This is a genomic window from Geobacillus sp. YF-1, from assembly GCF_052692335.1.
The window spans coordinates 543,793-565,000 of sequence record NZ_CP199850.1 but is presented as its reverse complement, the minus strand read 5'-3'; the positions used below and the strand labels follow the sequence as shown (position 1 = coordinate 565,000).

22 protein-coding genes and 1 pseudogene (1 of these 23 cut by a window edge) are annotated in these 21,208 nt (G+C 53.0%); 6 read left to right on the top strand and 17 right to left on the bottom strand.

What is annotated here, in order from left to right:
* From perR to ACTVIM_RS02735, 7 genes are all read right to left on the bottom strand, one after another.
* On the bottom strand, window positions 1-101 hold the start of the coding sequence (gene perR, locus ACTVIM_RS02765) for a peroxide-responsive transcriptional repressor PerR (RefSeq protein ID WP_144972860.1). 352 nt of this gene lie to the left of the window's left edge; only the first 101 of its 453 coding nucleotides appear in the window; it begins with the start codon at window positions 99-101; its stop codon lies off the left edge, out of view.
* 226 nt (window positions 102-327) lie between these two features.
* Complete coding sequence (bcp, locus tag ACTVIM_RS02760; protein WP_445613572.1) at window positions 328-804, bottom strand: thioredoxin-dependent thiol peroxidase; 477 nt, start codon at window positions 802-804, stop codon at window positions 328-330.
* 63 nt (window positions 805-867) lie between these two features.
* Window positions 868-1,272 carry an ion channel gene (locus tag ACTVIM_RS02755; protein ID WP_445613571.1) on the bottom strand — a complete coding sequence of 135 codons (405 nt, stop codon included), beginning with the start codon at window positions 1,270-1,272 and terminating at the stop codon, window positions 868-870.
* Window positions 1,273-1,502: 230 nt separating this feature from the next.
* Window positions 1,503-2,456 (bottom strand): L-lactate dehydrogenase, encoded by a 954-nt coding sequence (locus ACTVIM_RS02750; protein WP_445613570.1) that lies wholly within the window; start codon window positions 2,454-2,456, stop codon window positions 1,503-1,505.
* 149 nt (window positions 2,457-2,605) lie between these two features.
* Window positions 2,606-3,391, bottom strand: coding sequence for an ABC transporter permease (locus ACTVIM_RS02745; protein ID WP_445613569.1), 786 nt, complete (start codon window positions 3,389-3,391; stop codon window positions 2,606-2,608).
* A gap of 3 nt (window positions 3,392-3,394) precedes the next feature.
* Complete coding sequence (locus ACTVIM_RS02740; protein ID WP_033018893.1) at window positions 3,395-4,186, bottom strand: ABC transporter permease; 792 nt, start codon at window positions 4,184-4,186, stop codon at window positions 3,395-3,397.
* Window positions 4,179-5,183, bottom strand: a complete 1,005-nt coding sequence (locus ACTVIM_RS02735) for an ABC transporter ATP-binding protein (protein WP_033018892.1) — start codon at window positions 5,181-5,183, stop codon at window positions 4,179-4,181. Before ACTVIM_RS02735 ends, ACTVIM_RS02740 begins: the two co-directional genes overlap by 8 nt.
* Window positions 5,184-5,402: 219 nt before the next feature.
* On the opposite strand from ACTVIM_RS02735, the gene ACTVIM_RS02730 reads away from it, so the two are divergent.
* The 5 genes and pseudogenes from ACTVIM_RS02730 to ACTVIM_RS02710 all read left to right on the top strand — a co-directional run bounded on the left by ACTVIM_RS02730 (window position 5,403) and on the right by ACTVIM_RS02710 (window position 11,271).
* On the top strand, window positions 5,403-6,689 hold the full coding sequence (locus ACTVIM_RS02730; protein WP_445613568.1) for a glutamate-1-semialdehyde 2,1-aminomutase: 1,287 nt from the start codon (window positions 5,403-5,405) through the stop codon (window positions 6,687-6,689).
* 597 nt (window positions 6,690-7,286) lie between these two features.
* Window positions 7,287-8,345 (top strand): glutamate synthase, encoded by a 1,059-nt coding sequence (locus tag ACTVIM_RS02725; protein ID WP_445613567.1) that lies wholly within the window; start codon window positions 7,287-7,289, stop codon window positions 8,343-8,345.
* Between the two features lie 469 nt (window positions 8,346-8,814).
* Window positions 8,815-9,276, top strand: a pseudogene (locus tag ACTVIM_RS02720) (aromatic acid exporter family protein); the annotation flags it as partial.
* A 119-nt stretch (window positions 9,277-9,395) separates the two neighbouring features.
* A complete protein-coding gene (locus tag ACTVIM_RS02715) occupies window positions 9,396-10,583 on the top strand; it encodes an IS701 family transposase (protein ID WP_445612345.1) in 1,188 nt (395 codons plus the stop codon).
* Window positions 10,584-10,644: 61 nt separating this feature from the next.
* Window positions 10,645-11,271, top strand: a complete 627-nt coding sequence (locus ACTVIM_RS02710) for a hypothetical protein (RefSeq protein ID WP_445613566.1) — start codon at window positions 10,645-10,647, stop codon at window positions 11,269-11,271.
* Window positions 11,272-11,284: 13 nt separating this feature from the next.
* On the opposite strand, the gene nikC is transcribed toward ACTVIM_RS02710, so the two are convergent.
* The 9 genes from nikC to fabL form a co-directional block, all read right to left on the bottom strand.
* On the bottom strand, window positions 11,285-12,184 hold the full coding sequence (nikC, locus tag ACTVIM_RS02705; RefSeq protein WP_033844534.1) for a nickel transporter permease: 900 nt from the start codon (window positions 12,182-12,184) through the stop codon (window positions 11,285-11,287).
* Window positions 12,185-12,198: 14 nt separating this feature from the next.
* Entirely contained in the window at window positions 12,199-13,203 is a 1,005-nt protein-coding gene (locus tag ACTVIM_RS02700) for an ABC transporter permease (protein ID WP_033844535.1), read from the bottom strand.
* A gap of 70 nt (window positions 13,204-13,273) precedes the next feature.
* Complete coding sequence (locus ACTVIM_RS02695; RefSeq protein WP_144972841.1) at window positions 13,274-14,878, bottom strand: ABC transporter substrate-binding protein; 1,605 nt, start codon at window positions 14,876-14,878, stop codon at window positions 13,274-13,276.
* Window positions 14,875-15,897, bottom strand: coding sequence for an ABC transporter ATP-binding protein (locus ACTVIM_RS02690; protein ID WP_445613565.1), 1,023 nt, complete (start codon window positions 15,895-15,897; stop codon window positions 14,875-14,877). The genes ACTVIM_RS02695 and ACTVIM_RS02690 overlap by 4 nt, the downstream gene beginning before the upstream one ends.
* Complete coding sequence (locus ACTVIM_RS02685) at window positions 15,863-16,888, bottom strand: ABC transporter ATP-binding protein (protein ID WP_033844540.1); 1,026 nt, start codon at window positions 16,886-16,888, stop codon at window positions 15,863-15,865. Before ACTVIM_RS02685 ends, ACTVIM_RS02690 begins: the two co-directional genes overlap by 35 nt.
* Before the next feature lie 479 nt (window positions 16,889-17,367).
* A complete protein-coding gene (ntdP, locus tag ACTVIM_RS02680) occupies window positions 17,368-17,901 on the bottom strand; it encodes a nucleoside tri-diphosphate phosphatase (protein WP_445613564.1) in 534 nt (177 codons plus the stop codon).
* Between the two features lie 415 nt (window positions 17,902-18,316).
* On the bottom strand, window positions 18,317-18,523 hold the full coding sequence (locus tag ACTVIM_RS02675; RefSeq protein WP_200878272.1) for a YgaB family protein: 207 nt from the start codon (window positions 18,521-18,523) through the stop codon (window positions 18,317-18,319).
* A gap of 229 nt (window positions 18,524-18,752) precedes the next feature.
* Window positions 18,753-18,944 (bottom strand): gamma-type small acid-soluble spore protein, encoded by a 192-nt coding sequence (locus ACTVIM_RS02670; protein WP_033018886.1) that lies wholly within the window; start codon window positions 18,942-18,944, stop codon window positions 18,753-18,755.
* 58 nt (window positions 18,945-19,002) lie between these two features.
* Window positions 19,003-19,752: an enoyl-[acyl-carrier-protein] reductase FabL gene (gene fabL, locus ACTVIM_RS02665; protein ID WP_033018885.1), complete on the bottom strand. Its 750-nt coding sequence runs from the start codon at window positions 19,750-19,752 to the stop codon at window positions 19,003-19,005.
* 60 nt (window positions 19,753-19,812) lie between these two features.
* On the opposite strand from fabL, the gene ACTVIM_RS02660 reads away from it, so the two are divergent.
* Entirely contained in the window at window positions 19,813-20,037 is a 225-nt protein-coding gene (locus tag ACTVIM_RS02660; RefSeq protein WP_031405621.1) for a hypothetical protein, read from the top strand.
* Here ACTVIM_RS02660 and mutY read toward each other — a convergent pair.
* Window positions 20,034-21,134 carry an A/G-specific adenine glycosylase gene (gene mutY / locus ACTVIM_RS02655; protein ID WP_445613563.1) on the bottom strand — a complete coding sequence of 367 codons (1,101 nt, stop codon included), beginning with the start codon at window positions 21,132-21,134 and terminating at the stop codon, window positions 20,034-20,036. The two genes, ACTVIM_RS02660 and mutY, sit on opposite strands and share 4 nt — an antisense overlap.
* Between the last annotated feature and the right edge of the window lie 74 nt (window positions 21,135-21,208).

The window sequence follows — 21,208 nt, the reverse complement described above, 5'->3', positions numbered from 1 at the left end:
AAATACTCCAATATCGCATGACGCTGCGGCGTAATGCGTATGCCCGTCTTTTTTAACATGTCCAGCGCTTCCTTGAGTTGCTCATTGACAGACACCGTCATGCACCTCACTCTCTGCAAAAGATGAAAAAAATTATCATTTTATAATATTTATAATTAGTCTACAAGGAATGTAGGCGTTTTGTCAATATACATACCATTAATATATGGGACTTGAGCGTCTTTATTTAACAAAAAGAGGGCGGAAATCGTTTCCGCCCGCCACAATTCATTCATTTGAGGAGGTTACTATGCATCATACGCAAAAACGTTGTTCTTGCTTGGACGCTTACCTAGATGAGGCCAATCGGGCCACCTGCGCGAGCGTCTCATCGACGTGCCCCTTTACTTTCACCCCGCGCCATTCTTTGACCAATGTTCCATCGGGGGCGATAATGAACGTCGAGCGCTCGATGCCCATGTATTCTTTGCCAAAATTCCGCTTTTTCTTCCAGACCCCATACAGTTCTGCCACCTGATGCTGCTCATCGGAAAGAAGCAAAAACGGCAATTCATACTTCTCAACGAACGTTTCATGCCGCTTGACTGGGTCTGTGCTCACCCCTAAGATGACGGCATTCAATTCGTTAAACCGTTCATAGCGGTCGCGAAAATCGCATGCCTCGGTCGTGCACCCGGGCGTCATGTCCTTTGGATAAAAATAAAGAATGACATACTGACCGCGAAAATCGGAAAGCGACACCATTTCCCCGTTGCTTGCTGGCAAAGTGAAATCCGGGGCTGGCTGGCCAATCACTGCCGTCATGGCATTCCCTCCGTCTTCGATGTTTTCTTTTAGCGTAGCGAAGACGAAGAGAATTTGCAACTGTCAGCGATGGTCCCAGTCAAATACAGTGCGCGTGACAATGACAGCAGGCATAATGTAGCCGAGAAGCGCTTCGGCAATGGCGATCCACCGCCCGATGCCGATCGGGGTCACATCCCCGTACCCGACGGATAAGAGCGTCATACCGCTTAAGTACAAGCTATCCTCAAGCAAAGCGAGACGTTCTCCTGTGGCACTGTTCGGAGACGGAGTAAACACTTGATGGCCGTTGATCTGCAAAATCATGTAAATCATAGCAAACCCAAGCATCATCGTTACGTACCACTGAACAAGCACCCATAAGCTGTCGAGCGAAAGCCGGTGCGTCGCTTGCACGCGCGCCGTCCAAAGCGAGGTGATACAGCCTAGGAGGACGGCGGCAATCACTCCGAGGAAGGCGTAATCCATCGCATCCCCCCATCTTTGTCCGTTGTTCATATATACGTGGCCGGACAAGCAATTATGACGGGGAGGAACCAGCGGGGAGTGAAACCAACCGACCGCACCAAGGCGCCGTCTGTCGAGTGGCTCATCCAGTCAAATGGCCAGTTGTCATTTTGACCGAACGCACTCCTCACTGGAAAAAAAAGCGGGCAGCCAGCTCAGTGAGGCGCAAATCGCGTTGTCATGGCGACTCCTCACCGGAAAAAGAAGCGGGCCAGCACCTCTTTCAGCGTCGCGGCGCTGTGGTGAAACCAAGTTTGCTCGTGATCGTCCAGCTCGATTTCAATCACTTCGCGGATGCCATTACGGTTGATGACCGCTGGTACACCGATATAGACGTCGCGTTCACCGTATAAGCCGTCCAAATAAGCCGAGACGGTCAAAATGGCATTTTCGTTATGCAAAATGGCGCGCGTCACGCGGGCAAGCCCCATGGCGATGCCGTAGTATGTCGCTCCTTTTTTCTCGATAATTTGATAAGCAGCGTCACGAACGTTGGCAAAAATGCGCTCCAAATCCTCCCTTGCCTGTTCTCCTTTCGATTCGATCCACTTGCGGATCGGCACCCCGCCGATGTCAGCCTGGCTCCAGACCGGAAGCTCGGTATCGCCGTGTTCCCCGATAATGTAGGCGTGGACATTCGTCGGGGCGATGGCGAAATACTCGCCTAATAAAAAGCGAAAGCGGGCGGTGTCCAAAATCGTGCCCGATCCGATTACTCGTTCTGGCGGCAGGCCGCTGAACTTCCACGTCGCATATGTTAAAATATCAACCGGATTGGTGGCGACAAGAAACAATCCTTGAAACCCGGATGCCATAACCGATTCAACGATCGAGCGGAAAATGGCGATATTTTTATCCACTAGATCAAGCCGCGTCTCGCCTGGTTGTTGATTGGCGCCGGCGCAAATGACGACTAAATCAGCGTCGCGGCAGTCGCGGTAATCGCCATGCCAAATGTCCGTGGGCTTCGGCGCAAACACTTTCCCATGGTTGAAATCCATCGCATCGCCCGCAGCTTTATTTTCGTTCGCATCGATGAGCACAATTTCATCGGCAATCCCTTGGTTCAATAAAGCAAAAGCATAACTGGCGCCGACCAATCCGGTGCCGATGACCGCCACGCGATTTCCTCCTCCGTTTTTCATCGCTGTCTCCCTCCTCATGATTGTGAATATATTCACAAATTATTTTACACGATGAAGCGAGAACTATGCATAAACGATTATGGCAATTGTTTGGCCGTTGTTTGGCATTTTTATGACAGCCTCCGTTAAGCAAAAAACGGACGGGGCAGTCAGCTCCCCGTCCCGCGATACCGCCTCACCCCAGCGTTCCAAAGCATGACGGCGATGGCAAAAAACAAGGCGCCGACGACCGGAGTGAAAAACGCGTAGCCATACCATTCTTCCTTGCGGAGAAAATACGAAGCCGGATAGACGCCGACGAAGGCAAACGGCAACACCCACGTTAAAATATAGCGGATGACGCGATGGTAAATATCGACCGGGTAGCGGCCATAGCTGCTGATGTTGTACATCATCGGCATGATGGATGTGCGGGCATCGGCAAAAAAGCTAATCGTCGCCAGCGAAATGAAAATGCCGGCATAAATCAACACTCCGCCGACCACAAGCAAAATAAACATCAAGGCATCATACCAATGGAACGAAAGCGACAAGCGGCTGCCGGCATACACCATAATGACCAGCCCGGGCACAGCGCCGAGCAACGATTCGAGCTCCATTCGCTCGAGAATGATCTGAAACAGGCTGTGCACCGGGCGCGTCAACACGCGGTCCATTTCGCCTTGGACAATGTAGCGCTCATTAAAATCCCATAAGTTGAAAAAGGCCGCAAATACGGCGTACGGCACGAGGAAAAAGCCGTAAATGAACAACATCTCATCGCGCGACCAACCGTGAAGCAGCGGCGTATGGCTGAACACAACGAGCAAAAAGATCAAGTTGACGGCCTGAGCCATCAAGTCGGACAGCCACTCTACGAACAAATCGGCACGATATTGCAGTTTCGTCTTCATATATTGCCCCATGTATTGAACAAACACCGATACGTAAAACAACGTTTACCCTCCTTGCACAACGAGACGCCGTTTCGCCGCCCTCCATAACCATCCAAGCGGGAACAGCAACGCGATGCACCATGCCGCCTGCATGAGCAGGCCGTCGCGAGCGGCGGCGCCTTGGAAGCTTTCCGTAACAATCATGCTCGGGATATAGCTGATCGCCTGAAACGGAAAATAGTGCATCCATCGCTGCGCCCAATCTGGATAAAAGGAAAGCGGCAAAATCAACCCGGAAAACAAGTCGATGATAAACCGCTTCGCCCGCAGCAACCCTTCATTGCGGAACGTAAAAAACGTCACAACCCCCGCAAGCAAGTTCAGCTCGGAAAAAATGATAAAGCTGAATAAAAGCGACAGAGCGAAGGCGAACCACGTTTTCGCGTGTTCTGGAAACTGCAGCGGCAAAAAAAGCGATACGACCAAAAGCCCAGGCAATGATAAAAAGAACAGGCGGAACAGCCCCTCGCCAAGCCCTTGCACCGCTTTCATTCCCAAATAGCTGTACGGGCGGATCAATTCCACCGCTACTTTTCCATCCCGGATTTCCATGGCGATTTCGCGGTCAAGGTTGTTAAAATAAAACGCCCGCGCCAGCCAAGAAATGGCGACATACGTCGTCATTTGCTCAAGCGACATCCCTTGCATCGACGGCCTGCCCCCATAAACGGCCGACCAAAGGAAGTAGTACGCCGCAATGTTAATGGCGTAAATGAGAATCCCCGTATAATAGTTGGTCCGGTAAGCGAGCATCATTAAAAAGCGGATGCGAATCATTTCCATATACTTATCCATGCACCGCACCCTCTTCGTAAATGTGGCGAACGATCTCTTCCGTCGACGCTTCATAAATCCGAATATCTTGCAGCGGGTAGCGGGCGGCGACGCGGCTGACGACTTCCGGCACTCCTCCCGATGGAACGTGCGCCACCCAAATGTTCGGCTGCTCTCCTTTTTTCCAGACGACATCCAAGCCAACCGTCAGCTCCTGCAAAGGCGGAGCGGCCGTTGCTTCTGCGAATGTAAACGCCACCCGTTTTCCTTGTCCCCACTTTTCTTTTAACGTTTCGAGCGAACCATCATAAATGATTTTTCCTTCGTCAAGCATGATCACCCGCTCGCACAGCGCCTCGATGTCTGACATGTCGTGCGTCGTCAGCAAAATCGTCGTTCCGTACCGCTCGTTCAACTGTTTCAAAAACTGACGGATGTTGAGCTTAACAAGCACATCCAAACCGATTGTCGGCTCGTCCAAAAACAACAGCGGCGGATTGTGAATGAGCGCGGCGGCGAGCTCGCAGCGCATCCGCTGCCCGAGCGACAGCTTGCGCACCGGCTTATCAAGCAGCGATCCGATCTCAAGCATCTCGATCACCTCGCCCATATGGCGGTCGTACTGTTCATCGGGAACGCGGTACACTTTTTTCAACAAGCGAAACGATTCTTGAACCGCGATATCCCACCACAATTGCGAGCGCTGGCCGAACACAACGCCGATCGTGCGCACAAATTTCTCCCGCTCTTGATGCGGGTTCATCCCGTTGACGACGATGCGACCTGACGTCGGGGTTAAAATACCGGTCAACATCTTGATCGTCGTCGACTTGCCGGCCCCGTTTTCGCCGATATAACCGACGATTTCACCTCGCTTGACAGCAAAAGAAATGCCGTCAACCGCCCGAACGGTCGTGTAACGGCGCGTCCATAAATCACGAAACGCCCCGACGAGGCCGGAGCGGCTTCTATGGACTTTAAATTCTTTTCGCAGCTGTTCAACTTCAATGATGTTCATCTTTCTCCTCCCGCCTCTTTAGTTGCCGACTAACAAAGGGGTTTGCCTGTTTTCCGTTACATCGCCATTCATTATACATAAATCATCGTCATTTGCACCTGTTTTGTGTCTCATCCATACCAAAGGGGCTCGTTTGTACGCGCGAACACCCTAGCCGCAACTGACAACCCCATTATGGTAAAATAAAGGCGCAGTTATCGGAAACAGGAGGATCAAACGATGCAGTGGACCAAATCAGAACAATTCTATGAGGAAGCACTTAAGCACATTGTCGGCGGGGTGAACAGCCCGTCCCGCTCATACAAAGCCGTCGGCGGCGGAGCACCAGTCGTGATGGAACGGGCGCAGGGAGCGTATTTCTGGGATGTAGATGGAAACCGGTACATCGACTATTTGGCCGCCTACGGGCCGATCATCGCCGGCCACGCCCATCCACACATCGCCGCGGCCATCCGCCGCGCCGCCGAGACCGGGGTGCTGTACGGCACGCCGACGCCGCATGAGATTACGTTCGCCAAAATGTTAAAAGAGGCGATCCCGTCGCTTGAAAAAGTACGGTTTGTCAACTCAGGAACGGAAGCGGTGATGACGACGATCCGCGTCGCCCGCGCCTACACCGGCCGCAGCAAAATCGTGAAATTCGCCGGCTGCTACCATGGCCATTCAGATCTTGTGCTCGTCGCCGCCGGCTCAGGACCATCGACATTAGGGACGCCGGATTCAGCTGGCGTGCCGCCAAGCATTGCCCAAGAAGTGATTACGGTGCCGTACAATGATGCGGAATCGTTCCGTGAAGCGATGAACGTTTGGGGCGAGCAAGTCGCAGCCGTATTGGTCGAACCGATCGTTGGCAACTTCGGCATCGTTCTGCCAAAGCCAGGCTTTTTAGAAGCGATCAATGAGGTGGCCCACAAAAAAGGGGCGCTTGTCATTTACGACGAAGTGATCACCGCCTTCCGCTTTATGTATGGCGGAGCGCAAAACTTGCTCGGCATCGAACCCGACTTGACAGCGATGGGGAAAATTATCGGCGGCGGCTTGCCGATCGGCGCATACGGCGGACGCCAAGACATTATGGAACAAGTCGCTCCGCTCGGACCGGCGTACCAAGCGGGGACGATGGCCGGCAACCCGGCGTCGATGCTCGCTGGCATCGCCTGCCTTGAAGTGTTAAAGCAAGAGGGCGTCTACGAACATCTGGATCGGCTAGGAGCCATGCTCGAAGAAGGCATCCTCGCCCATGCCCGCCAATGCGGCCTGCCGGTGACCGTCAACCGCTTAAAAGGTGCGCTCACCGTCTTCTTTACGGAAGAAAAAGTCGAAAACTATGAGCAAGCCCAGCGCAGCGACGGCACGTTGTTTGCGAAATTTTTCAAGCTCATGCTCAAACAAGGAATCAATCTTGCACCGTCCAAATATGAAGCATGGTTTATCACCCTCGCTCATACCGAAGACGACATCGCCTACACGATCGATGCCGTTGGCAAAGCGTTCCGACAACTGTAACTGCCTCTTTCCTTGCCGAAGCAGGAAGGACGAAAAGCGGCTGTTCCCAGCACGCCGCGCGGAAATGATGGAAGAAAAACCTATCATGAATCGCTAGAACGGGAGGTGGCGGGCCAATCGATTGCCGAACGTGAGAAAAGCGATCATGAATCGCCAGAACGAGCAGAAAACTCGGCCTGTCCACCGACATGTCCAGAAGGGCGCCTTTTCCAAACATTGGGCGCCCTTTCCATCACGACCGAGCCGCTCTTTACTCCTTTTTGGCGATGGAGCACGCCAGAAAACCAACAGTTTATTCCAGTTCGGAAATGACATTGCAAAGCCCGATCCAAGATGAAATCTCCCTCCTCCAAGATGTTGAACGTTTCCCTTTTGCCCCGCAAACGTCCATGCGAGGGGAACACGGCCGTTTTCGTCAAACTTTTCGACAATTTTGTGAACATGATCACCCCCTAACCAACGTCCATTGATTTCCTCTGCCCCCCATGGTATGATAAACAACAAATTTTGAAAATTAAGACTCCCTTTTTCCGTCATGCTTTGAGAGGAGGTGGCCGGCGCCACGGGAGCGCGCGCTTCCGCCTGCGCCTAACGTTCATGGATCAACCAACAGCCAACGCGGCCCAAGCGGCGAAAGGGCAGCCCGCCTTTTTCGCGGCGGTCATGGAAATCAACGGGATGGGAACAAAGAGCCATACGAACGCCGTCCTAGAAACGCTCACCGGCTGGAGCCAATCGGCCGACCGACACTGTCGTGAAGCGAATATTGCCGTTCAGTTTGATATTCCGCGCAAGCTGTGGATGGATAAGCTCGCCAACGCCGGACAAAACCCGGAAATTGCCGCCAACGACCATTTCATCGTCGGCCATGTGCTTCTTTCCTGCTCCGCCCGTCCGGAGCCGATTCAAGCGGGCCTGCGCCAACTGATCAAACAGTTCGGCTTCACCCTGCTGTTCGAATCGACTCGGCCATCTTGGCAAAAAAATTCCTTGTTTTGGCAAGTCGCCATGCTGCCGAGCGATGTGTTTTCCCTATCCGATCGCTTGTTCCGCCTAGCAGTCGCGATGGAGCGGCAAACGGATGTCCGCGTCGCTTCGCTCAGCCATCTCCACGTCATCTACGAAGCGAACACCGTGGACGAATTGCGGCGAGACCTAGATGTATCCCATCCGTTCTTCGCCTCATCGGCTGCCTTTGCGTATGCCCAAACGGCGGATGCGCCTCATGGTTATCGACGACTTGGGGCAGCAGGCCTACTCGTCGATGGCGGCGAGACGTCCGCTTCATCCGTGGAAACGCTCGTCTACGACAATGGCTACAGCTTGCTCGAGGCGGCCGCGCTTGTGTTGACGCCAGAAACGGTCTCGTCCCCGCCGCGGCCGTACAGCAGATGCATCGTCGCCAGCTTGGATCATGAAGCGATATGGCTGGCTGAAACGGAAGGGGCGCTGTGGAGAACGGAATCGCTTTCCCGTATCTTCATCACTACTGAACCGTACGGCGACAACGCCGAGCCGTTGCCCCCTGGTCGGCCGTTGGCTCTTGTCCGCTCGGCCGCTGGATCATTGCTGTGGCTTGAGGGAACCCGCTTCCGGCAAGAAGTAAACGCCCGCCTTTCCAACCGCCGCACCCCTCGCCTTCCCGTCGTGTTCTAAACTTTCGGCAACGAGGGGCTGCCCCAAAAGGTCGCCTTCTTTCAAGATAGGCACAGCAGAAGCAGTCAGCACGCATATATAGCGACGAAAGAGGGCGTCCCGGTCCTTTTGGGCCACCCTCTCTCTCATCGGCTATATAGAGGCACTAACTGCTTCCCTGCCATACGATTATGCTCTGTCTTTCTTGAAGCGAGATCGCCTTTTCGGTCTGCCCCTCTCTCACCGCTATATAGGCGCTAGCTGCTCCTTTGCCACACGATATGCTCTGTCTTTCTTGAGGGGAGATCGCCTTTTCGGTCTGCCCCTCTTTTATTTATGCCAACTCCTTCTGCCACCTGATAGGGTTGCTATCTTGAGGCAGACCATTTTTTTGGTCAACCCCGTTCTATTTTTTCCTTGAACTCATATAGAAAAGTGTGTATAGTACTGAATGGTTCAGGAAAACGCAAAAGGAGAGTTTTGATCATAGATGAAACTCGGTGCCCGCATTTTGAAAACGGGGATTGCCGTAGCGCTGGCGTTGTTTCTCGGGGCGCTCTTTCATTTTCCGTCTCCGGTGTTTGCCGGCATTTCAGCGGTGTTCGCGATGCAGCCGACCATTTATCGTTCGTATTTATCGCTGATCGAGCAAGTGCAAGCGAATGTGATCGGCGCCTTGTTTGCCATTGCCGCCGTTCTTATTCTCGGCCGCGATCCGTTGATCGTCGGGTTAACGATCATGATTGTCATCGCCCTTTGCCTGAAAATGCGCCTCGAGTCCTCGACGATTTCGGTCGCGCTCGTGACCGTGATCGCGATTATGGAATATACCGACCGGCAGTTTATCGAGTTTGCGGCCATCCGCTTTCTCACAATCATGCTCGGGCTTTTTGCCGCTTTTCTTGTCAACTTGATTTTTTTGCCGCCCAAATATGAAAAAAAATTGTATGACTGTAGATGAGCAAATTTGCTAACATAAATTGACAACTAAACAAAAAAGGAGACATGAACCCAACTCCTTGAGTAAAATAGATGTGCTCAAACCCATTCACACAAGGAGGTTCATGTCTCATGAATAGATTAGCACATCATCAAGGAATCCACAAGTTTTTCATGACGTTGGGATTGGCGCTTTATTTCTCGAAGCCGGTCATCAAGCATCTCGTTTACCTTGTCGACGCCTTGACTACCAAGGGATTTTCGGGGACATTGACGGATGTCCGGTACTGGAGTTTTCATCCCAACCATCGAACCACGCTCAGCCATTTTTTCACGAAAAGCCCTTGGAACGAGGAAAAACTGCTTGAGAAGCTTCAAGAATGGATTCTTCGCCAGATCGAACGCCTAGCCAAACGGGAGAATCAACCCCTTTTTGTTTCGATTGATGATACGATTTGCCAAAAAACGAAGCCTTCGTCACGGGCTGCCCGCGCCATTCAAGGGTGTGATTGGCACTACTCGCACAAAGATCATCAATCCGTTTGGGGGCATTCGCTTGTTTGGCTGATGGTGCATACTTTCTCGCAAGCGTTTCCGTTCGCCTTTCGTCTGTATGACAAGACGGCGGGAAGAAGCAAAATCGACCTGGCGATCGAGATGCTTTCCTCGCTCAAGGGGAAGCGGGCTCAGCCGGTGTATGTGCTCATGGATTCCTGGTATCCGTCCCAAGCGCTCATCGAAGCCTGCCTGAAACAAGGATTCCATGTCATCGCCATGCTCAAGACGAACCGGATTCTCTATCCGAAAGGTATCGCCATCCAAGCGAAGAAGTTCGCCCGCTATATCGAGCCCAACGACACCCACCTCGTCACGGTGGGGAAGGAGCGTTACCGCGTGTATCGCTACGAGGGAGCGATCCATGGCCTCGATGACGCGGTGGTGCTGCTGGCTTGGAAGGCGGATGAACCGATGACGCCAGATCATCTCCATGTCGTCTTGAGCACCGACCGGGAGCTAGGCGATGAAGAGATCTTGCGTTATTATGCCCAGCGCTGGACGATCGAATGCTTTTTCCGGCAGGCCAAAGACCAGCTGAAGCTCGATGGGTACCGTGTTCGTCACATTCGGGCGGTGAAACGGTATTGGGCCGTGGTGCTGTTCGCCTGCGTATACAGCATCGCCGAATCTCAGCAAGACCTCTCTTCCGGCCTGGAGCTTCTTCGGTCTCGGAAAGGGCACAGCGTCGTCGAGTTCATCTACGATGCCGCGAAGCAAAATATTCCCATTGATGTGATCAAAAAACAGCTCCATGTCGCCTAAGGGGTCCCCTGTTTGTCTCTTAGGGCATGGAAATTATTGTAATGAAAAATGCTCATCTACAGTGTATGAAACAATTAGCGGCAAAACAGAAACAATTTTAAAATGGATTCGCCTCCATAAACAACAGGCAGCCGATCATCATCGCTTAAAAGACGAGATTGAAACATTGCATGAAGAAATGACAAAACTGGATCATCTGTATTTCATGTATAAAGAAGAACGCACGTACTTCCGGCGCCTGCGCTTCCAAAAATCGCGCAAGCTCGTGTTATACCGGCAAATGATCATCGCCGCCCATCGCGCGTTGTCCGTCTTGAAATGGCTTCATCAGCTCGAAAACGAGTTCACCCGCTTGCCGGCTGAACTCCGCGAAGCCATTTGCTTGCACCTTAGCCACTTGCTCGACTATCACGAACAGCTGTTGCTGAAATTTATCCATAAGGCCAAACCGCTCCCCCACGACAAAAGGGCCGAGGAAATCGGCCGCCAACGCGAACGGCTCGCCTCCGCTCTTTACGCTGGCGGCGAACCGCCTGCTGAGTATCGGTTGTTTTCGTTGATTGGAGCGCTCATCGATTACGGGGACCGGCTTGAACATCTCGACAAACTTGTTGACAGCTTCCATCATTATCACTACGATGACAAACTTGAAAAAGAGCTCGAAAAGGCAACAGGCGGCCGCTCGTAGCGGACCGCCTGCTTCAGTTTTTCATCCGTGGGTCAAGCGCATCGCGCAGCCCATCCCCCATTAAGTTAAACCCTAGTACGGTCAACATAATGGCCAACCCGGGAAAAATCATCGTCCACGGCGCCTGCGTCAAAAACTCTTTCGCATCGGACAACATCTTTCCCCATTCCGGGGTAGGCGGCTGCGCTCCTAAGCCTAAAAAACCAAGCGCGGCCGCTTCAATGATGGCGGTCGCAATCGCCAACGTCCCTTGGACGATGATCGGCGCGAGGCTATTAGGCAAAATGTGATGGATTAAAATGCGCCAATCGCTCATGCCGATCGCTTTCGCTGCCGTAATGTATTCCTCCTGCTTAATGCTTAACACGCGGGACCGGATCAAACGACCAAAGTTCGGCACGTTAATGACCGCAATCGCGATGAGGGCGTTTTGCAGGGAAGGACCAAGCACCGCGACGATGCCGATCGCCAACAAAATGCTCGGAAACGCCAACAAAATATCAAACAAGCGTGAAATGATGCCATCGATCCACCGGCCGTAATAACCGGCGATAATGCCGAGCAGCGAGCCAACGATGACGGAGCCAAGCACGGAAAAAAAACCGACCCATAACGAAATGCGAGCCCCATATACAATGCGCGAGAAAATGTCACGTCCAAAGTCATCGGTACCGAACCAATGCGCGCTTGAAGGCGGCTGCAGCCGCTCGGCCAACTGTTGGTCTTTATAATCATATGGCGCCAACCACGGCGCCAAGATGGCGACAAGGATAAAAAAGAAAACGATCCCAGCCCCAACCAAAGCGATTTTATTTTTTCGAAACCGCCGCCACGCTTCTTTCCATAAAGAAACGGATTCCGTCTCCCCCATTGCCGTCGGCGGTGTTGCCGGTGTGCGCGCTAGTTCAGCCATAGGCGCTCTCCCCTTTAATTGTACTTAATACGCGGATCAATGATCGCATAAAGCAAATCTACGATTAAATTCATGAAAATAAAAATGGTGGCAATGATCAAAATCCCCGATTGAATCACCGGATAATCGCGGTACCCGATCGCATCATAAATATAGCGTCCGATGCCGGGCCAGCTGAAAATCGTTTCCGTCAAAATCGCTCCGCCAAGCAGCAGCCCTGTTTGCAGCCCGATCACCGTCAATACGGGAATAATCGCATTTTTCAACGAATGTTTGTACACCACCCAAAACATGCTTAACCCTTTCGCGCGGGCAGTGCGAATGTAGTCGGATTTCATCACTTCCAACATGCTCGAACGCGTCATGCGGGCGATAATCGCCATCGGGATCGTCGCTAAAGCCATGCTCGGCAAGACGAGATGTTGAACAACTTGCCAAAACTGCTCGGTATTCCCTGATAGCAGTGTATCGATCAAATACAGATGGGTGATCGGCTCAATCGGGCTGCGCACATCTTCCCGTCCTGCTGTCGGAAGCCAATCGAGCTGGATGGAAAACAGCCATTGCTCCATTAAGCCAAGCCAAAAGATCGGCATCGACACCCCAATCAGCGCCAATACCATCGCCATATAATCAAACCACGAATTTTGAAACCAAGCGCTGATAATGCCAGCGTTTACGCCGATGATCACGGCAATGAGCATCGCCGCCAGCGACAGTTCGATCGTCGCTGCTAAATACGGCCAGATTTCCTTTGCGATAGGCGCTCCCGTACGGATCGATTCCCCTAGGTCCCCCCGCAGCAAGCCGCCGATATATTTGACATACTGCACGTACCAAGGCTCATCCAACCCGAGTTTATGAGTCAAAGCGGCGACAGCCTCTTTCGTCGCTTTTTGCCCTAAAATGACTTGCGCCGGGTTGCCTGGAATGGCTCGGATCATCAAGAAGACAAGCAGCGACATTCCGAATAAAACAGGGATGATCATCAGCATCCTTTTCAACACATACGACAGCACCTGACTCTCCCTCCCTCAACATGCGGCAAGCAAAGAGGGGAAGACGCGCTCCTTCCCCTCTCTCAGTCGCTTATCGAAACTCGACTTTCGTAAACTTATCCGAACCGGTCGGGTGCGGAGTAAAGCCTTGAATATTCGCCTTGCCGGCCAACAGCGGAGTCGAATGGACGAGCGGAATCCATGGCGCTTCCTCTTTAATGATCTCTTGCGCTTTTTTATACAGTTCGTTCCGTTTGTTTTCATCGCTCACCGTTTGCGCTTCGACCAAAATTTTATGCAGCTCATCGTTTGAGAAATAGGTGTAGTTGTTGCTGCCAATGCTGTCTTTGTCAAGGAGCGCATATAAGAAGTTATCCGCATCGCCGTTGTCGCCCGTCCAGCCGAGCAGGAACGTGTCCGCTTCTCCTTTGGCGAGTTTGTCTAAATAGGTCGCCCATTCATACGTCACGATTTTCGCTTTGACGCCGATTTTGGCAAAATTCGCTTGAATGGCCTCAGCGATTTTTTGCCCATCCGGCATATACGGACGCGGCACCGGCATCGCCCACAGTTCGATTTCGAAGCCATTCGGATAACCCGCTTTCGCCAGCAGCTCTTTCGCTTTATTCAAATCAAACGGATAGTCTTGAATCGCATCGTTGTAACCCGGGATGCTCGGCGGCATCGGATTTTTCGCCGGTTCCGCTTGACCGGCGTAAAACGCGTCGATGATCGCTTTCTTGTCAACCGCGTAGTTCAACGCTTGGCGAACCAGCTTGTTTTTCAGCGGCCCTCTTGTCGCCGTCAGCCCGACATAGGCGACGTTCATCGACGGACGCTTGAAAATTTGAAACTCTTTGTTTCCTTCCACCTGTTTTAAGTCCGTCGGATTCAAGTCTTCCATGATGTCGATCTCGCCTTTTAAGAGCGCATTGAGGCGCGCCGAGTTGTCTGGAATGGACACGAAAATGAGCCGGTTCAGCTTCGGATAGCCTTTTTCCCAATAGTCTTTATTTTTTTCCAGCACGATCCGTTCGTTCCGCTTCCACTCTTTAAAGACGAACGGGCCGGTCCCGACTGGGTGTTCACCAAACTTGTCACCGTATTTTTTCACCGCTTCTGGGCTGGCGATGGCAAACGGGGTCATGGCAAGATTTTTCAAAAACGGCGCTTGCGGGCGTTTCAGTACAAATTGCACCGTGTACTTGTCGAGCGCCTTTACTTCTTTAATCACATGGCTGTCATCCTGCTTGTAGCCGCCAAACATCGATCCGTAATACGGAAACTTGTCGGCGTTGCCGTTGGCCCACCGTTCGAAGTTAAAGACGACGGCATCGGCGTTAAATTCGGTCCCATCGTGAAACTTGACACCTTGGCGCAGCTTAAACGTATACGTCAGACCGTCTCCAGAAATCGTCCATTCCGTCGCCAACGCCGGTTTGACGGACGTATCATTGTCATTGTAGTCCAGCAACGTATCAAAAATATTTTTCGTCACTTTCAGCGACTCCCCGTCGGTCACGGTCGCTGGATCGAGCGATACCGAATCACCGCCGCGCCCGTACACGAGCGTATCTTGAGTCGACGGTTTGTCACTGCCTCCCCCTGCGGTTTGCTTCGACTTGCCGCAACCGGCAAGAACAAGCGTCACAGCCAGCATCATGACAAGCCAGGTTAACCATGGTTTTTTCCTCATCGCGCTTCCCCCTTCTGCTCAATTGGTCTATCATCACGCCACCCGCCAGCTGACCCATACAAGTGGCAGGCAACGTAATGTCCGTCCGTCACCTCTCGCCATTCCGGACGCTGCTCGCGGCAAATGTCCATACAGAATGCGCAGCGCGTATGGAAGGCGCATCCTTGTGGTGGATTTGCCGGGTTTGGCAAATCACCGGAAAGCAATGGCCGTTCTCTTTTATGATCAGGATCTGGAATCGGCACCGCGGACAAAAGCGCCTGTGTATAGGGATGCTTCGGCGATTCGTATAACGACTCGCTGTCCGCCAGTTCAACCATACGGCCCAAATACATAACGCCGACCCGGTCGCTGATATGGCGAACGACCCCTAAATCATGGGCGATGAAAATGTATGTAAGGCCAAACTGCCTTTGCAAATCTTCAAGTAAATTGAGCACTTGCGCCTGAATGGAGACATCAAGCGCTGACACCGGTTCATCGGCGATGATCAGTTTCGGATGGGTCATCAGCGCCCGCGCGATGCCGATGCGCTGGCGCTGGCCGCCGCTGAACTGATGCGGATAGCGCTTAGCATGATACGAACCGAGCCCGACCACCTCAAGCATCTCCCGCACCCGCCGCTTCCGCTCTTCTTTCGATCCCATGCCGTGGACAATGAGCGGCTCTTCCAAGATCTTTTCGACCGTATGGCGCGGATTGAGCGAGGCGAACGGATCTTGAAAAATCATTTGCATATCGCGCCGCAGCCGGCGCAACTCCGCTTTTGATAAAGCGGTTACATGTTTCCCTTCAAATACGATCGAACCGTCCGTCGGCTCAATGAGCCGCAGCAGCATTCGCCCCGTCGTTGACTTGCCGCAGCCGGACTCGCCGACAATGCCGAGCGTCTCGCCGCGGTACACGGTGAATGTCACATCATCGACCGCTTTGACCGTCCCCACTTGTTTTCCAAAAACGCCCCCAGTGATCGGAAAGTATTTTTTAAGCCCTTTCGCTTCGAGCAGCGGTTCGCGCATCGGCTAGCCCTCCCTTCTCTACCGCCAAAAAGCAACGGGCGCGATGGCCTTGTTCCCCCGTTTCGTACAATAGCGGATCTTCTTGGCGACAGCGGTCAACGGCCCATTCGCACCGGTCAGCAAATCGGCAGCCGCGGCGGACCGCTCCGGGTTTTGGCACTTGGCCCGGTATGGAGTATAGCCGCTCCTTTTTGCCGCGGATATCCGGGATCGAGCGAATCAGGCCGGCAGTGTACGGATGCTGCGGATGGCGGAAAATATCGCGCACGCTTCCTTCTTCCACGATTTGGCCAGCGTACATGACGATCACGCGGTCGCATAGTTCGGCAACCACGCCCAAATCATGGGTGATCATCATGATCGCCGTGCCGAACGTCCGGTTCAATTCTTTCATCAGCGCCAAAATTTGCGCCTGAATCGTCACATCAAGCGCCGTCGTCGGCTCATCAGCGATCAAAAGCGCCGGCCGGCACGCCATCGCCATGGCGATCATCACCCGCTGGCGCATGCCGCCCGACAGCTCGTGCGGATACGCGTCCAATAGCTGTTCAGCCCGCGGCAATCCGACGAGCTGAAGCATCTCCGCCGCCCGCACTCGCGCCTCTTTTTTCGCCATTTTGGTATGTAAGCAAATCGCTTCAACCAATTGATTGCCTATGGTAAACAATGGATTTAGGGAGGTCATCGGCTCTTGGAAAATCATCGCGATCTCGTTGCCGCGGATTTGCTTCATCCGCCGCTCGGACGCTTCCACTAGATTCTCTCCTTTAAACAAAATCTCGCCGCCGACCACCTTGCCGATTCCTTTTGGCAGCAGCCCCATAATCGACAAGGATGTGACGCTTTTTCCACAGCCCGATTCGCCGACGATGCCAAGCACCTCGCCTGCTCGTACAGCAAAATCCACTCCGTCGACAGCTGGAATCTCGCCTTCATCGGTAAAAAAAGATGTCCGCAGCCCACGAACGTCCAGCAAAACCTCTCCTTCCACCAGCCTCACCTCCTCGCCGTCCCATGCCAACAAACTTTTCCCCCTGAACAAAATTATGCCATGTCTCATCCAATAAAACAATATAATATTTCAAAAAATTAAAATCATCAAAACAATAAAAAAGCAGCTTTGTCCGGAAGGATGGCGGCGAGCGAACCCCTTAGTATAAGGGCCGTACAGATCAATGGAGCATCAGCAAAGCTGCTCGGTCTTCGTTGTAGTGCCTCCTCCGCTGCAACACCATGCTCTTCGGGACAAACCTGCTTCTTCAAAAATATTATTTTGTCTACCATCACAAATGCTGAACCGTAAACAGCTGGTCATAACTCCCCGCTTCGCCATACGTTCTTCATGCGTGCCACTTTCAACGATTTGCCCGTTTTCAATGAATAACAACGAATGCTGTCCATGGCGATTCCCCCCGAAAAGCAGAAAAAACCTGCCAGCGGTGCCGAACAGGCTTTTTTCGTGCCGCTATGTTATCTTTGATACGCTTGGAACGTTCCGTACCACTTGTCGACAAACTCGGGGGCAAACGGCCCTTTCCGCTCTTGAATCCAACCAATGAGCTTATGGACGTTGTTTTTTAAAATGCGATCGATCACTTCCGGATAGTTCATTTCACGACGGTGACGCTCGTACTCGTCCTCGTCAAGCAGCATATACGTCATGTCTGGAAACACCTTAATATCCAAGTCGTAATCAATATATTTCAGCGCCTCCTCGTCCCAGACGAACGGCGAGCTCAAATTGCAGTAATAATACACGCCGTCTTCGCGGATCATCGCAATAATGTTAAACCAGTGCTTGGCGTGAAAAAAACAAATCGCCGGCTCGCGCGTCACCCACGTCCGGCCGTCCGCCTCCATGACGAGCGTTTTGTCGTTGGCGCCGATCACATATGACGGCGTTCCTTTGAGCACGACGGTTTCCTGCCAAATGCGATGAATCGTCCCATTATGCTTATAACTATGGATTTGAATGATTTTCCCTTCTCGAGGGTGCGTTGGCATCATTCTTCCCTACTTTCCAATGGGAGCTTTTTCTTTCCCCTATTATACCTTGTTTCCTGCGCAAATGGAAAGAAAGCGAGTCCGCTCGCCGCGCCGAAGCGGCCAAACGAGCGGTGGGAAACAGCCATCTCGCCTCATGAAACGCCTAGGGGCTGGTGATTTAGTGCCAAATACTACTGATTCCATCCATTTCTCAATGAGAGAAACCTTGCAGAATCAGCTTTCTTTTCTGAATGAAAATGGCTGCCGATCGGTGTGTGACATCGGTTTTTCACCAGCCTTCTAGATGGCTGGTGAAAAACGGTTGTTTCTTTTGAGCAATGGGGGGGAGCGTTTGAAAGACGATCCTGATGCGACAAGGCTTTTCTATTTGAGAAACAGGCTGGATAAGCGGCTTGCTCCCTGCTCCCTTAAATCACCGGCCTTCTAGAGAAAGCTGGGCGAAAAAGAGGCGCCGAATGTCTTCCACCTGCTGTCTCATCCGCCGAACCTCCTCGCGAAGAGCGGCGGTCGGCGCTTCATGCTCAAGCTCTTCCAACTGGCGGGCGATCTCTTCACAACGTTGCATTTCATGCCATAAAAACAGCGCGTCATCCTCTGCGTCCGCCCATGCGTACCCCATGTTCTCTCCCCTCCCGTTGACCATGCGTTTTTCTTATCAGTTCGCGGTTCGATGGAAAAATCCCTTGCACGAATTTTGCGCAACCGTGACTGCTTTTGTCGACAAAAAAGCAGAGGCGTGCCGCCCCTGCTTTTTTCGTCTCTCCTCGTTCGGCCAGTTCTTGCTCCCGCTTCCGCAGCACCCGCTGCCATCGCTTAGGGGCAAGCCCCAGCCGTCGGTGATGACTCGTTTATCGGTTGACGTTTTGCGCTTTGCGGGCTTCCGCTTGCGCGTTTTGTTGTTTGACGTGTTGCACGTCCGTCTCAGCCGCAAACTCAGTGCCGAATTGGCCAGCTTGAGCAGCTTGAGCCGATTGTGCGTTTTGTTGTTTTACTTCTTGAATGTTCGTGCCAGCAAATGTTTTGTTCGTTTGTTTGGCCATTGTTCTCACCTCCACATCCCTTACTGTGCCCCGGAGGTGATCGTTCTATCCGCTGTCGTTACAACAGTAAAGATCTTCCACCGTCGACAATGATCGTCTGCCCCCGGATCATCTCAGCGGCATCGGACAATAAAAACATTACGGCATTGACGAGATCTTCCGGTTTGACGGGGCGGCCGGCCGGCGTGTTCGCCGCGGCGTCAGCGAGGAGCTCATCGCGATTCGGGAAATGCTTCAGCGCATCGGTATCGACCGCTCCGCCGGAAACGGCGTTCACGGCGATGTTTTTCGGCGCCAGCTCGACCGCCAAGTAGCGGGTCAGCGCTTCAAGCGCCGCTTTCGAGACACCGACCGCCGTATAGTTTTCCAAATAGCGGATCGACCCGAGTGAGCTGATGCTGACAATTTTCCCGCCGCCGACTTGCTCCATTCTTTTAGCTGCTTCCTGCGCGCAAAACAACAGCGCTTTGCTGTTGATGTTCATCGTCCAGTTCCAATGTGTTTCTTCTAATTCCATCGCCGGACGCAACACGCCGGAGGCGGCGTTGTTCACGAGCACGTCGACCCGCCCAAACGCCTCATCGACTTGGGCGAACATGGCGCGAATTTTCTCAACGTCGCCAACGTTCGCTTTCACGACGAGCGCTTTTCTCCCGAGCGCTTCAATTTCACGCGCCGTTTCTTCGGCGGCGGTTTTGCTGCGGGCGTAGTTGATGACAATATCGTATCCTTCCTTGGCCAACCGCAAGGCGATCACTTTGCCGATACCGCGGCTGCTGCCGGTGACGACTGCTACTTTTCCGCTCATGTTTTTCCTCTCCTTTACGTATAATATAGCCGAATTCCGCAAACAAAGGAGGCGCTGCCTATGTATGTCGGCCGGGACATGACCGAGCTGGCGATGATTCCGAAAACGGAATGGACCGATGACGAACTTGCTTATTTTCATCATTCATTCCAACAAATCGCTCCGTATTTAAACGTCGAAGGGCAGACGATTCACCGCGAAATCATCGAAGAGATCGAAGCGCGCGGCGGCCTTGGGCGCCGTGAAGCAACGTATACACACGGCACGATGCCGGTGCCGGATTAATCGGGGCGGCGCATTTGGCCCGCCCATTTTTTGTATTCGCGCCAAACGCGCTGCTGGGACACCGGAAAAGCGTGCGCTTCGAGCTCATCTTCAGACACAAGCCGAAGCGGCTCTTTGACGGACTGGCTGCTGATCAGGCGGCCGGGAAAGACCGTCAACTTCCAGACTAAATGGGAAAACGCATGCTCCAACGAAGCGATCGCTTCTGTCAGCTCCGCTTGCAAGCCGTATTGTTCCCCAACCATTTGCTCAAGCGTCTCTTTTCCATCTGCACCGGCCGTTTCGCAGCTCGGAAATTCCCATAAATTCGCAAGCAAGCCGGAGCTGTCGCGCTTGCGGATGAGCACGCGGCCTTCCTCATCGGCTAGCACCGCCACCGCGAGCGGCACTTGTTTGACCGCTGTTTTTTTCGTTTTTACCGGCAGCTCTTCCGCTACCCCTTCGGCAAACGCCCGGCAGTAGGTTTGCACCGGGCATAGCAGGCACGACGGGCGGCGCGGCGTGCAAACAAGGGCGCCAAGCTCGATCAACGCCTCATTGAATGCCCCCGGATGTTCGTACGCCATGATTTCGCGGATCAGTTGTTCAAACCGTTTTTTCGTTGATGTTTTCGCAATGTCATCTGTCACGAGAAACAGACGCGACAAGACGCGCATCACGTTGCCATCGACCGCCGGCTCCGGGACGCCGTAGGCGAGGCTCAACACCGCCCCGACCGTATACGGCCCGACTCCTTTCAGCTTGGAAAATTCATCGGGATCGTCCGGCACTTTGCCGCCGTACCGCTCTTTGACTTCTTTCACCGCCGCGTGCAGATTGCGCACGCGCGAGTAATAGCCGAGCCCTTCCCACGCCTTCAGCACCTCGTCCTCCTCAGCGTCAGCGAGCGCCTCCAGCGTCGGGAACCGCTCGATAAACTGCTCAAAATACGGAATGACCGTCTCGACGCGCGTCTGCTGCAGCATCACCTCCGACACCCATACTTTATATGGGTCGCGGTCTTTCCGCCACGGCAAGTCGCGGCGCTCGCGGGCGAACCAGTCAAGCAAAGCGCGCTGAAACGCGCGCGCTGGAAATCGCTCTGTTTCCTTTGTCATGCAATGTTTCCCCCATGATGCCTATAATCAATATCCACTTTATTATAGCAAAAAACCCCCGGCGTGGCTTGCCG